This is a genomic window from Longimicrobium sp. (assembly GCA_036377595.1).
Classification (GTDB): Bacteria; Gemmatimonadota; Gemmatimonadetes; order Longimicrobiales; family Longimicrobiaceae; genus Longimicrobium.
Genome location: DASUYB010000054.1, coordinates 39469 through 52756 on the forward strand (window position 1 = coordinate 39469; position 13288 = coordinate 52756).

12 protein-coding genes are annotated in these 13288 nt (G+C 70.5%); 8 read left to right on the forward strand and 4 right to left on the reverse strand.

All coding sequences use genetic code 11. The features are described 5' to 3' along the window. Positions 1 to 75: 75 nt before the first annotated feature. The 4 genes from VF092_07760 to VF092_07775 form a co-directional block, all read right to left on the reverse strand. Complete coding sequence (locus VF092_07760; GenBank protein HEX6747181.1) at positions 76 to 636, reverse strand: outer membrane beta-barrel protein; 561 nt, start codon at positions 634 to 636, stop codon at positions 76 to 78. A gap of 51 nt (positions 637 to 687) precedes the next feature. Continuing rightward, positions 688 to 1704, reverse strand: a complete 1017-nt coding sequence (locus VF092_07765; GenBank protein HEX6747182.1) for a DUF2891 domain-containing protein — start codon at positions 1702 to 1704, stop codon at positions 688 to 690. A 145-nt stretch (positions 1705 to 1849) separates the two neighbouring features. Beyond that, the gene (locus tag VF092_07770; GenBank protein HEX6747183.1) at positions 1850 to 2803 is read right to left on the reverse strand and encodes a DUF979 domain-containing protein; all 954 of its coding nucleotides are present in this window, start codon (positions 2801 to 2803) and stop codon (positions 1850 to 1852) included. Continuing rightward, positions 2803 to 3492 (reverse strand): DUF969 domain-containing protein, encoded by a 690-nt coding sequence (locus VF092_07775; GenBank protein ID HEX6747184.1) that lies wholly within the window; start codon positions 3490 to 3492, stop codon positions 2803 to 2805. The genes VF092_07770 and VF092_07775 overlap by 1 nt, the downstream gene beginning before the upstream one ends. Before the next feature lie 157 nt (positions 3493 to 3649). On the opposite strand from VF092_07775, the gene VF092_07780 reads away from it, so the two are divergent. The 8 genes from VF092_07780 to VF092_07815 all read left to right on the forward strand — a co-directional run bounded on the left by VF092_07780 (position 3650) and on the right by VF092_07815 (position 13262). Beyond that, complete coding sequence (locus VF092_07780; protein HEX6747185.1) at positions 3650 to 4078, forward strand: putative toxin-antitoxin system toxin component, PIN family; 429 nt, start codon at positions 3650 to 3652, stop codon at positions 4076 to 4078. Next, positions 4075 to 4308 carry a ribbon-helix-helix protein, CopG family gene (locus VF092_07785; protein ID HEX6747186.1) on the forward strand — a complete coding sequence of 78 codons (234 nt, stop codon included), beginning with the start codon at positions 4075 to 4077 and terminating at the stop codon, positions 4306 to 4308. Before VF092_07780 ends, VF092_07785 begins: the two co-directional genes overlap by 4 nt. Before the next feature lie 287 nt (positions 4309 to 4595). Further along, on the forward strand, positions 4596 to 4865 hold the full coding sequence (rpsO, locus tag VF092_07790) for a 30S ribosomal protein S15 (GenBank protein ID HEX6747187.1): 270 nt from the start codon (positions 4596 to 4598) through the stop codon (positions 4863 to 4865). Positions 4866 to 5150: 285 nt separating this feature from the next. Then, a complete protein-coding gene (locus VF092_07795; protein ID HEX6747188.1) occupies positions 5151 to 7259 on the forward strand; it encodes a polyribonucleotide nucleotidyltransferase in 2109 nt (702 codons plus the stop codon). A gap of 223 nt (positions 7260 to 7482) precedes the next feature. Next, entirely contained in the window at positions 7483 to 10569 is a 3087-nt protein-coding gene (locus tag VF092_07800) for a CHAT domain-containing protein (protein HEX6747189.1), read from the forward strand. A gap of 196 nt (positions 10570 to 10765) precedes the next feature. Then, positions 10766 to 11653 carry a hypothetical protein gene (locus tag VF092_07805; protein HEX6747190.1) on the forward strand — a complete coding sequence of 296 codons (888 nt, stop codon included), beginning with the start codon at positions 10766 to 10768 and terminating at the stop codon, positions 11651 to 11653. A 36-nt stretch (positions 11654 to 11689) separates the two neighbouring features. Continuing rightward, a complete protein-coding gene (locus tag VF092_07810) occupies positions 11690 to 12574 on the forward strand; it encodes a caspase family protein (protein HEX6747191.1) in 885 nt (294 codons plus the stop codon). Positions 12575 to 12869: 295 nt separating this feature from the next. Then, entirely contained in the window at positions 12870 to 13262 is a 393-nt protein-coding gene (locus tag VF092_07815) for a hypothetical protein (GenBank protein HEX6747192.1), read from the forward strand. Positions 13263 to 13288 lie beyond the last annotated feature (26 nt).

The following is a 13288-nucleotide window of genomic DNA, read 5'->3' on the forward strand; positions in this document are numbered from 1 at the left end:
ACTGCGTGCAGTTGTAGCCGCGAGTTCACTCGCATCGTCGCCATCGCCCGGTCGCGGCCGGCGCGAAGTCATCGCTCAGATGCGGATGCGAACGCCGATGTCGGCGCGGATGTAGCTCGCGGTCTCATCCTCCGTCGTGGCCGAGTCGTAGTGGTAGGTGACGAAGGTGAATCCCGGCGTCAGCGACACGGGCCCCAGGGAGAGCGCGACGCCGGCGTTCAGCTGGAAGCCGGTGCTGGAGCTGTCGAAGTTGTTCGCGCCCGCGCCGGTGAGCTCCAGGTTGTTCCAGGCCACGCCCGCCTTCACGTACGGATCGATGGGGATCAGCGGTGTGGGAATGTCCACGCGCACCCCCACCTCCGGGCCGGTCTCGGTGAAGTCGCCGGATCCCTCGCTGCCGAACTTCGTGTAGTGGTATCCGCCGTAGATCCCGATCATCGGCATCACGTACAGCGTGACGTTACCGTTCAGCGCGGGGCCCGGGTCGGCCACGTCGTTGAAGTCGCCCGTGGGGATGGCGATGCCGCCGCGCACCTCGAACGCGAACGGCGTGACGTGCGGAAGCTGCGCCCGCGCGGGCCCGGCGAGCAGTGCGGCGGCCGCAACGGCGAACATCCCGACGCGGAGCTTTCTCATCGTGACCTCCGGAGCTGTTTCGAGGTGGGGGATGGGCCTGCGCGATCAGGATTATGCTTCCAGCGCCAGCAACGCAAACGTCGCGAGCCAGTGCTCGCCCATGTAGTCGCCCGCGACGTGGGGGAGGCTGGCGGCCAGGTGCGCGTTGGCGGCCTCTTCGGCGCGCGCGCGACGGGTGTCGTCCGCGGGCCACGCGCGCGCGAGCGAGCGCCAGCACCAGGCACGGCTCAGGTTCAGCCCGTCCAGGTGGGCGATCTTGCCGTCGCTGCGGTCGCTCACCACCGCCGGGCGGAAGAGCGTCGCCGGCTCGCCGCGCGCGATCCGTGGGAGGAACCGTGCCGTCCACGGCGCGAACTCATCGGCGGGCAGCACGCGGCGCATGCACTCCGCCTCCATCAGCGCGGAGGAGAGAAAGTCGTCGCCGCCCGGCTCCCACGCCTGGCAGTCCTCGTCCGCGCCGTACCAGGCGACCGCACGCTCGCGCAGCATCGCCCCAAGCTCTTCATCCCCAGCCACTTCCGCGTACTCCAGCGCCAGCGCGGCGGCGAACGCGGTGTTGAAGTGCGTCCCCACGCGCATCGGGTACGTCGCCTTCGGCAGGAAGTCGCGGAAGCGCCGGGCGAACGCGTCCGCCAGCGGCTCGAGCGCGGCGAAGCGGCGGCGGCCGGCGTCGCTCTCGTCGCGGGCGAGCTCGGCGGCCAGCATCAGCAGCCACGCCCAGCCGTACGGCCGCTCGAACCCCTTCCGCAGCGGATGCTCGTGGAGATACGTCACCTCGCCCGCGACCAGCTCCGGCGTCAATTGTTCGTCCAGCAGCGCGGCGATCCGCGGCGCGTCGGGGAGGGCGGGGAAGCGGCGCAGCAGCCGCGCGAGCAGCCAGTAGCCGTGCACGCACGAATGCCAGTCGAAGCTGCCGTAGAAGACCGGGTGCAGCTCGCGCGGGCCGCGCACGTCGCCGGGGCCGGCCATCACGTGGTCGAGCTTGTTCGGGTACTCGCGGCGGACGTGTGCCAGCGCCAGCCCGGCGAACTTCGACGCGATCTCCGGCGTCAGCGAATCGTCGCTCATGGCCGTTCAACGGGCGAACGGTGCGTATCCCCGCCCGGCGTGCGGCCGCGGCGATAGATCCTTCGGCCTGCAACCGATCGGGCGGACGCAACATCGGCGTGGCCGGCCTCAGGATGACGTCTAAAGGGTGACGGAATCGTGATCATCACCGGAACGCCAGGAAGTAGATGAGCAGCGTGTTCACCGCCAGCAGCGCCAGCGCGGTGGGAACCTGCACGCGGATCACCGCCTTCTCGTCGGGCAGCTCCAGCAGGGCGACGGGGACGATGTTGAAGTTCGCGGCCATCGGCGTCATCAGCGTGCCGCAGAACCCCGCCAGCATCCCGATCGCCGAGACGACGGCGGGGTCTCCGCCGAAGCGGCCGACGATCAGCGGCAGCCCGATCCCCGTAGCCATCACCGGAAACGCGGCGAAGGCGTTGCCCATCAGTATGGTGAACAGCGCCATCCCCAGCGCGTAGACCACGACGGCGGCGAACGGCCCGTTCAGCGGGATCCAGCGCGTCACGATCTCGCTCACCACCTTCCCCACGCCGGCCAGGGCGAAGAGCGCACCCAGCGCCGCCAGCATCTGCGGGAGCACGGCCGCCCAGCCGACGGTGTCCATCAGCCGCCGCGCCTCGCGCACCGGCGTCACCGCGCGCGGGCGCAGCATCGCCACCGCCACGGCCAGGGCGACGAGCGTGGCGATGCCGAGCGAGATCACCGTCACCTGCTTGGGATCGACGAGCGGCGTGCCGTGCCAGGTGGCCTTCTTCAGCGTCAGCGTCCCCAGCAGCGCCAGCGCGGGAACGAGCAGCGCGGGGATGTAGAGGCGGTTCCCCCACTTCCGCGCGCTCTCCACCCGCTCGGCCGGCGTGGTGGTGTCCGGCGCGCCCTTCCCCAGCCCCCCGATCCCGGCGACCAGCGCCATCGCGATCACCATCACCCCGCTCACCACGTGGGGAAGATAGCTGCCGAAGAGGAAGGTGGCCGCGTAGATCCCCCAGAACGCGGTGTTCTTCAGCCGCCTGGGATTGGTCCGGTCGCGCACGGAGACGATGGTGATGCCGGTGAGCAGGATCCCCATCAGCACGTAGATGAACTCGAGCGTGACCATCACGCCTCCTCGCGCGCGGCCTGCACCTGCGCGGCCAGCCGGCGGTCGAGCAACAGGAGGCGCGCGCCGTGGATCAGCAGCGCCGCCACCGCGGTGGGGATGGCCCAGAGCGCCAGGTGGATGGGCTCGATGGAGATGCCGTTCTGCTCCAGCACGCCGCGGATCAGCAGGATGGAGCCGATGGCGATGAAGATGTCCTCGCCGAAGAAGAGGCCCACGTTGTCCGTCGCGGCTGCATACGCGCGGACGCGCTCGCGTACCGGCTGGGGGACGTCGCCGTGCTGGTTCTCCGCCGCCGCCTCGGCCATCGGCGCGATCAGCGGCCGCACCATCTGCGCGTGCCCGCCCAGCGACGTCAGCCCCAGCGCCGCGGTGACCTGCCGCACGGCCAGGTAGGCCAGCAGCACGCGCCCCGTGGTGGCCGCGTGGATTCGGGAGATGAGCTCGCGGGTGCGCTCCTGCAGCCCGTAGCGCTCCAGCAGGCCGATCACCGGGAGGACGAGCCAGACGATGGCCACGTAGCGGTTCTCCACGAACGACTTGCCGAACGCCTCCACCACCTCGACGGGACCGAGCGCCCCGGCCAGCCCGGTGGCGACGCCCGCCACGGTCACCACCAGCAGCGGGTTGAGCCGAAGCACGAACCCGACGATCACGATCACCACGCCGACGAGGGTGAACCAGTGCATGGGCGGAGCGGGGAAGGGGGAGTGGTGGGGCGCCGATTCCACGGCTGGCGGCCCTCAGCCGCCACGTGAAAGTACGGCTGCGCGAGCGGTGGCGCACGCCGGGCAGGAACCGTTGGTAACAGCTTCCGGGGAGGCAGAGCATGGTTTAGCGTAGGCCATGACTCCCATCGACGTCGTCCTCGATACGAACGTGATCGTCTCTGGGCTGCGTTCCGGCACCGGGGCTTCGTTTGCCGTTCTCGGTCTGCTCGGCGATCCGCGCATGCGTCTGCACCTGTCGGGACCGCTGGTGTATGAATACGAAGACGTGGTGAAGCGGCCGTGGATGAAGCTACCGTTCTCTCTCGATGAGCTTGACGAGTTTCTCGACGCGCTCCTGGTGGTTGGGCATCTCCACGAGATCCATTATTCTTTGCGGCCGCAGCTTTCTGACCCCGACGACGATCTCGTACTGGAGGCTGCGGTCGCGGGTGGGTGCCAGTACATCGTTACTCACAACGTGAGAGATTTCGCCGGAGCGGAGCGGTTCGGAGTCCGTGCAATCACTCCGGGTCGGTTCCTCGAGATTCTGGGAGAAGCGCGATGAGTACTGTGAGTTTCCGGCTACCGGATTCGATGCTCAAGAAGATCAAGGAGCTGGCGGACAGGGATGGAATCTCGGTGGACGAGTTCCTTGCCGCCGCCGCTACCGACAGGATCGCGGCTCTCACGAGCGAGGACCTGAAGCGGCGAGCCGCGCGTGGCAGCCGCGAGAAGCTCCAGCGCATCCTCGACCGCGTCCCTCACGTGCCGCCGGATCCGGGCGACGAGCTCTGATGCCGGATGCGCAGGTCGCGTGCACGGCCGGTGAAAGATCCTTCGGCCTGCGAGCGATCGTGCGGACGCCGATTTCGGTGGGGCCGGCCTCAGCTCAGGATGACGTCTCCGCGAGTGTTCGCGCGGAGAATCAAGGAAGATCAAGCCGCCGCGGGTTGTGTGATGCAGCCCTCGGTGTTATTTTCTTCGGCTTGCAAGTTGTTTGATCCGCTTGAAGTTTCGCACCGAGATTTCACACGGGTCGGTAACTCCCTGACCAGCACCAGACTCTTCAGGAGGTCCGATCGATGGCGATGACCGCCGAGAACCGGAACGAGATCATCCAGAAGTACCAGCTCCACGAGGGCGACCGCGGCTCCGCCAAGGTGCAGATCGCGCTGCTGACCGCGCGCATCAACGACCTGACGGGCCACTTCCGCACCCACAAGAAGGACCACCACTCGCGCCGCGGCCTGCTGAAGATGGTCGGCAAGCGCCGCCGCCTGCTGGACTACCTGCGCCGCAACGACCTGGAGGGCTACCGCGCCCTCATCTCCGACCTGGGGCTGCGCCACTGATCGGACGGCGGATGCAGGCGGGCGGTCACACGGCCGCGAAGATGGCCACGGCGAGCCCCGGCTCGCCGGGCCTTCGCGTCTCCACCGGCCGCCGACCGCGAGCGAAGAGGAAGTAGACGGCCACACTGGGGGCCGCACGGGCATGTTCCGTGCGGCCCCTTCGCGCGTTTCGACCGCACGTCACGCGCTGACGACAGAACAAGATTCCGGGATCCGCGTTTCGGGGGAGCGCGGACACCCTTCGCGGCCCTCCCCCGGCAACCAAGAGAAACGGAAAATCCGGAAATGGCAAAGCTGGTTCGGCAGTTCGCGGGACGCCCGCTCACCATCGAGACGGGGAAGATGGCCCGTCAGGCCGACGGGAGCTGCACCGTGATGTTCGGGGAGACCATGGTGCTGTGCGCCGCCACGGCGCAGGACAACGCCACGCACCTCCCCTTCTTCCCCCTCACGGTGGAATACCGCGAGCGGACCTACGCCGCGGGCAAGTTCCCCGGCGGCTTCATCAAGCGCGAGGGGCGCCCGTCGGACAAGGAGATCCTGTCGGCGCGCCTGGTGGACCGGCCGCTCCGGCCGCTCTTCCCCGACGGCTTCGCGAACGAGACGCAGATCTTCGTCACCGTCGTGTCCGCCGACCAGGAGAACGACGCCGACGTGCTGGGGATCACCGGCGCATCCCTGGCGCTGATGCTCTCGCGCATCCCCTTCGCGGGGCCGATCGCGGCGGTGCGGGTGGGGCGGATCCAGGGGCAGTGGGTGCTCAATCCCACCTTCCAGCAGCTGGAGTACAGCGACGTCGACATCATCGTGGCCGGGAGCGACGACGCCCTCATGATGGTGGAGGGCGGCTCGCTGGAGGTGGGCGAGGCCGACATCGCCGACGGGCTGGTGGTGGCCCACGCGGGGATCAGGGAGCTGGTGCAGATCCAGCGCGACGTGATGGCCGAGGCCGGCGTTCCCGAGCCGATGGCGTGGACGCCCAAGCAGGTCGACCCCGCCTTCCGCGCGCGGGTGGAGGCGATCGCCGCCGAGCGGGTGAAGCAGGCGCTGCGCATCGCCGACAAGAGCGAGCGCAACGAGGCCATGCGGCAGGTGAAGACGGACGTCGTCGAGCAGCTGCTGCCTGAGTTCGAGACGGCCGAGAAGGACGCGGGCGACGTGGTGAAGGACATCGAGAAGCGCGAGATGCGCGAGATGATCCTGGCCGAGGGGCGCCGCAGCGACGGGCGCGACACCGACACCGTGCGCCCGATCGACATCGAGGTCGGCGTCCTGCCGCGCACGCACGGCTCCGCGCTCTTCACCCGCGGGCAGACGCAGGCGCTGGGCACCGCCACGCTGGGCACGCAGGACGACGTGCAGGCGTACGACACCATCGACTACGCGCAGCAGCAGAACAAGTCGTTCATGCTGCACTACAACTTCCCGCCCTATTCGACGGGCGAGGTGCGCCCGGTGCGCGGCACCAGCCGCCGCGAGATCGGGCACGGCGCGCTGGCCGAGCGGGCGCTGGAGCCGCTGCTGCCGCCGTTCGAGGAGTTCCCGTACACGCTGCGCGTGGTGTCCGACATCCTGGAGTCCAACGGCAGCTCGTCGATGGCCTCCGTCTGCGCCGGCTCGCTGGCGCTGTTCGACGCGGGCGTGCCGATGCGCGCGCACGTGGCGGGCGTGGCCATGGGGCTGATCAAGGAGGGCGACCGCGTCGCGGTGCTCACCGACATCCTCGGCGCCGAGGACGCGCTGGGCGACATGGACTTCAAGGTGGCGGGAACGAAGGACGGGGTGACCTCGATCCAGATGGACATCAAGATCGAGGGGCTGACGGTGGAGATCATGCGCGAGGCGCTGGAGAAGGCGCACCGCGCGCGGCTGCACATCCTGGGGCTGATGGAGCAGGCGCTCCCCGAGCCGCGCAAGGAGCTGTCGCCCTACGCGCCGCGCATCATCACCATCAAGATCAACCCGTCGAAGATCGGCGAGGTGATCGGGCCCAAGGGGAAGACGATCCGCGGGATCCAGGAGGCCACCGGCGCCACCATCAACATCGACGACGACGGCACCGTCACCATCGCCTCGGTGAGCGGCGAGGGCGGCGAGATGGCGCGGCGGATGATCGCGGGGATGGTGGAGGAGCCCGAGGTGGGCCGCATCTACGAGGGCGTGGTGAAGAGCACCACCGCGTTCGGCGCCTTCGTGGAGATCACCCCGGGGACCGAGGGGCTGCTGCACATCTCCGAGATCCAGGACGGCCGGGTCGACAAGACCGAGGACGTGGTGAAGAAGGGCGACACCGTGCAGGTGAAGCTCCTCTCCATCGACGAGAAGGGCCGCCTGCGGCTTTCCCGCAAGGCCGCGCTGAAGGAGCTGGCGGAGCGCGGCCAGGCCGCGGACTGACCTCCGCCGGTCTCCCGGCTCGCTCGACGGCGAAGCCCCTCTCCCGCAGGCGCGGGGGAGGGGCTTCGTCCATCGCCGCGCCGCGCGCCGCACGGCGTGGTTTGTTTCCAGGCCGCTTGCCAGCACCGGCGCGACGGCGCAACTTGCAAGTTCGCGCGAACTCATCGCGCGGCCTTCCGATCGTCCCTTCCCATCCATGCGCCGCACCGCTTCATCCCTCCTCGTGCAAGCCGTTGCCGCCTGCCTCGTTACCGGCGGCGTGGGGGTCGCGTTGTTCGATCGGCCGCGCGCCGGCACCGCGTCCGAGACGTCGCTGTACGCCGCGCTGGAAGCCTTGGGGCCGTTGCGCACCCTCACGGTGCGGACCTCGGTCGACGTGGCGTACCGGCCCTGCGGCGGATCGCCATTGCCGTTCGCCAGCGAGATCATCCGCCCCCGGTGCGCGGGACCGGAGCGCGCGCCCGATGCCGGCCGCCGCATCAGGAGGGAAGCCGCCCGGCGCATGGCGGCCGGGTTCGACCCCGACGCGATCCACGCGTCCGCGCTGCTGGAGGTTCAGCTCCGGCCGGAGCCGGCCACGCTGGTGCGCTCCATCGCGCTACTCCATTCTCTCCTGGACGCGCCCGGAGACTCGGTGGCGGTGATGGTGGACCTTTCCGCCGAGTACCTGCTGCTGGGCGCCGGCGAGCCGTCGCTGGAGGCGGTGCTCCATTCGCTCGAGTGGAGCGATCGAGCCCTGGACGCACGGCCGCGGGACCCGGCCGCGCTGTTCAACCGGGCGCTGGCCCTCACCGCGCTCGGGGCCGACGGACAGGCCGGAGCCGCGTGGCGCGCTTACCTGGCCGTGGACCGTTGGTCGGGGTGGTCCGCGGAGGCGTCGGACTACCTTTCCGCGCTTGCACCGCCGCCCCCGGCCGTGGTGCCCGGTGCCGGGGCATCGGCGGGAGCGCTGGCCGCGTTTGCACGCCGGTACCCGCAGGAGGCGCTGGCCTCGGGATGGGAGGAGGTTCTCCCCGCCTGGGGACGAGCGGTGATGGGAGGCGACACGGCGACGGCCGCGGAGCGGCTGCGGCGAGCCGCGGCGCTGGGCCAAGCGCTGGCGCTGCAGGGCGGCGACCGTTCGCTCTTCGACCAGGTGCGGCTGATCCGCGGGCTCGCCGCGGACGCCCCGGAGCTGCTCGCCGTTGCGGCCGACGCCGACCGGTACGGCCGGGCCCGCGAGGCATCGCGGACGGCGAGCTTCGCCCGGCCCGATTCCCTGTACGCCGCCATCGTGCCGCGCGCGGCGCACGCGCCGCTCGATCTCTGGACGGACGTGGGGCGCGCCGCATCGAGGCTGAACCTCGGTGATTCTCTTACGGCGGAACGCTTTCTGGACCGTGCCGCGGTGGGGGCGGAAGCGCACCGGTACCTTTCGCTGGCGGCGCGGGCCTGGTGGGTGCGCGGCACCCTGCTGCAGCGCGTGGGCCGTCCCGGAGAAGCCCCGCGCGCCTACGTGGCGGCGGAGTCGCTGTACGCCCGGCTGGGCGAGCGCGCGAACCGCGGGATCATGCAGTCGATGGTCTACGACGCGCTTCACTCTGCGGGGAACCCATCCGCGGGATACCCCTGGCTGTACCGCGCGGCGCACACGCTGCGTTCCTTCGGGTTCACCGCTGGGCGCCACAGCGCGATGAATGGGCTGGCCCAGGCCGCATGGGGCGAGCGTCTGCCCCGCGCGGCGCGCGACCTGACGGAAGAGGACGTGGCGGTGGCCACGGCGATGGGAATTCCCGCCTTCGTGACCGAGGCGCGCACCAATCGCGCCCTGCTCCGTGCGCGGCTCGGAGACGCGCAGGGCGCGCTTCGCGAGCTGGCAGAGGTGGCGCCGCTGCTGGTGAGGTGCGATACGGCAACGCGCCGCTTCCTGGAGGCGGCCGCGGCCTACGCGCGCGGAATGGCGCTGCTGGACCACCAGCCGCGCGCTGCGGCGGGTGAATTCGAGAAGCTGCTCGCGTTCTCGGGACGCGCGCAGGAGCTCTGGCGCACGCGCGGGTTCGCCGGACGCGCACGCGCGCGCTTGGCCGGCGGCGACGTGCGCGGCGGGAGCGCCGACCTGGACCGCGTCTTCGCCGCGCTCAAGCGTGCGCGCATGCGGAAGGCCGGTGCCTGGCCTCGCGAGGTGGACGGCGACGTGCGCGCCACCCTGCTGCGCCTGGTGGCGGCACTGGCGGGGCGGGGGGAAATGCGCACCGCGCTGGCCTACCTCGAGCGCGGCAGCGCGGCGCTGGCCTCGTTCCCGCTCCCGGTTTCGCACGGCGTGCTCCCGGTACCCCCGGGACGCGTGGTGCTTCGTCCGCTGCTCGTGGGCGACACCCTGTTCCTGTGGACGCTCCGCGGCTCCGAGGTGAACCTGGCGCGAACGGGGGTGGCGCCCAGCGAACTCGCCGCGGTCGGACGCGCCGCGGCGGCCCTGCGCGGCGGCGCCGACACGCAGGCGTGGGCAGAGCTGGCGCGCCTGTACGACCTGCTGATCCGGCCCGTCGAGCGGCAGGTGGCGGCGGCGGACGAAGTGGTGGTGGTGGCCGATGCGGAGCTCGCCGTCGTTCCCTTCCCGGCGCTGCTGAACCGGCAGACCCGCGCTCCGCTCGTGGCCGCGCATCCCGTCTGGCGCGCTCCTTCCGTGGCGGCCGCGATGCGCCCTGCTGGGGCCTCGCAACCGCCCGGCCGCGGCACGTTCGTGGCCCCCGGCTTCAGCCGCGCCCTCAACCCCGCCCTCGAGGATCTCCCCGCCGCGCGCAGCGAGGTGGCCGAGGTGTCGCAGGGATACCGGGCAACCGTCCTGGCCGGAGCGGCCGCGGCGCCCGCCGCCATGGAAACCGCCCTCCAGAACGCGCCGCTGGTGCATTTCGCCGGGCATGCCGTGTCCGACAACCTGCATCCCGAGCGGTCGTATCTGGTGATGTCACCCGGCCCCGGCGCACCGGACGGCCGTCTCGCCGCAGTGCGGATCGAATCCCTCGACCTGTCCCGGCTCCAACTCGCGGTCCTCTCCGCCTGCTCCACCCTGGGCGGCGACTCGCGCGCGGCGGGCTTCGCCGGGATCAGCGGCGCCATCCTGGGCGCGGGCGGCCGCGGCGTCGTGGGCACCCTCTGGCCCGTGGACGACCGAGCCACCCGTCACCTGACGCGCGCGTTCCACCGCGCCTACCTGCGCACGGGGAACGCGCCCCGTGCGCTCCGGGAGGCCCAGCTCGAGATGATGGCCCCCGGCGGTGCGCTGCCGGCCTCACCCGCGACGTGGGCCGCGTTCGAGTACGTGGGCAGCTGATTTCCACGCGACGGCGTCCGGCAGGTCCTTCCCGCACGGCCTTCCCCCGACATCATCGAGAATCCTCCTGTTCCGCCTAGCCGGAATTTCCGGCGCGGGTGTCCATCCATAGCTGCACGCGAAACAGGAGCAGCGCGCGGCTCCCGCGTTGGGGGTGCGGGTCATGGAACGAACATCATGCAGAGGAGAGGGGACCATGTTCGACCTGAAGATCTACTTCACCGGCGTCATGCTCTTCGTGGCCGAGGACGACGAGATGCACATCCTCATGCCGCAGACAGAGGAAAGCATCCCGGCGCCCGTGGTGAAGGCGGACGGCGGCGGCCACGCGGGGCACGGGAACGGTGGCGACGGCCATCCGGTGGAGCCGCACGTGGCGCGGATCACCTTTGACACCGCCCATACCCGCGAGGGCGCGCAGCAGGAGGACGGCGCGATCGGCCACGTGTCGATGAGGAAGACGCGGCTGAACATCCCCGCGCTGGGCGATGCCTACGTCCGCGGGATCCCGCCCGAGGTGGCGCGGGTGCCGCGCCCGGTCCGCCGCACCGTGGTGGAGGGGAAGGAAAACAACGTGCTCGTCGGGCGTGTCCACGTGGCCCGCGGGAAGGCGACGGCCGTGGCGCGGGGGTTGTGCTGGAAGGTGAACGAGAAGAACCAGCGGATGACGAACCAGATCGAGTGGACGATCGGCGAGATCGACGCGAAGAGCCTGCAACTGGAGATGCTCTCACTGGACGGCTTCGGCAAGGCGGGAAGCGGAGTGCCCACGCTCTTCCCCATCGGCGGAGTGATCGAGCTGTTCATCTGGCACGCGCCGCCGTTCGAGATCCCTCCGGGCGCGATCGCCCCGGAAAAGCCGCAGCCGGGCGACCGGAACCACCACTTCTCGCACCTCGACGTTCTTCTGGAGCCGGCCGAAGCGGGGAAGGAGCAGGCGATTCCGATGCCCGTCCTGATCGGCGACGACTGTCCCGCGACGCCGTCCGGCTCGGGCGACGGCAGCCCGGAAACGCCGGAGATCGATCGCGGGCGCGATCCCGACCGGGGAGGCCTGACGCTGACCTGCACGCCCGGCACGTAAGCCCGGCATCACGGGCAGGCGACCGAGCCTGGCCGAGTGAAGCGTCCACGCATGTACCCGGGGCGGTCCGCCCTGGTGAACCCGGCCTCGCTTTTCGATGAGGAGGAAACCATGCCGGTCGGAATCTCAATCCACATCGGCGTCAACCACGTCGATCCCAAGCACTATCAGAGCAAGAAGGAGCTCAAGGGCTGCGTGAACGACGCCCTCGCGATGCAGAAGCTGGCGGAGGCCGCCGGTTTCAAGAGCACGCTGCTGCCGGACGAGAAGGCCACCGTCGACGCGGTTCTCGGCGCGATCGACAACGCGGTCGGGCAGGTCGGAAGCGACGGGATGCTCATGCTGACCTACAGCGGACATGGCGACGTCGTGGTCGACGTGAGCAGAGACGAGCTCGACCTCACGGACGAACGCTGGGACCTGTACGACCGAGAGCTCGTCGATGACCAGCTGTTCGACGAGTGGAAAAAGTTCAAAAAGGGCGCACGCATCCTGGTGATCTCGGACAGCTGCCATGCGGGGGACATCTTCTTCGCGCCGGCCGAGTTCCTGCGCGCGGCTGTCGAACGGCTCCCACGGACGGGGACGCGTTCGGCAACATTGGGCGACTCTCCCGAGAGTCGCTCGCTCGAGCCGTTCGCTTTCCCGCGCGTCCGGCGAACGGCGTTCGACCGGCTGGCGGACGTCGGCGCGGGCGTGCTCCTGATGGCTGCCTCCACGGACGACGACACGGCAAAAGACGGAGAACAGAACGGCCATTACACGAAGGCGCTCCTGGACACGTGGAACGAGGGAAAGTTCGAGGGAGACTACGTGAAGCTGCACGACATGATCTACGATCTCCTGCGTCCCAGGCAGCTGCCGGTGATCAGGCCGCTCGTGCCGCCGGCGTTCATCCGCGACTACCCCTTCAGGATCTGATCCGCGGGCGCTGAAGGAGCTGGCGGAGCGCGGCCAGGCCGCGGACTGACCTCCGCCGGTCTCCCGGCTCGCTCGACGGCGAAGCCCCTCTCCCGCAGCCGCGGGGGAGGGGCTTCGTCCATTTCTCATCCGGGGCGCGGCTTAATCATCGGGTAATCCGCATCACCCCCGCTGTAATCTTTCCGTCAGATTCCGCGGCTAGCTTCTCCCATGCATCGGCCGCGGCCCATCCCCGGACGGTGCGAGAGGCCGGTGGGATAGGCTCGCCGGCCGGACGACTTCCGGGAGGGGAACCATGTCGAAGCTCAGCCTCGTCGCCCTGGCCGCGGCGGCGGTCGCGCTGTCCGCCGGCGCCGCGCACGCGCAGCAGGGGAGCGGGACGACACACCGCACCACGTCCACCACCACGGCGGCACATTCGCAGACGATGCACGCGCAGGCGGCCGCGCACGCCAGCGCCCAGGCCCAGGCGGCGCCGCACAGCACGCATGCCGCGACGGCCGCGCGGACGGCGCCGCCGCGCTCCACCGTCTCGTCGACGACCACGTCCACCCGTCATTCGACCTCCACCGCGGCCGCGCGGCGCGCGCGCACCCGCCACGCGGCCGCGATGCGCCACAAGCACCGCGTCCGCCACCGCACCACGCCGCGCAAGACGGCCGCGACGACGACCCCGAAGCATCGCTGACGCGGCGGGACCTGGAGACGGGAGGA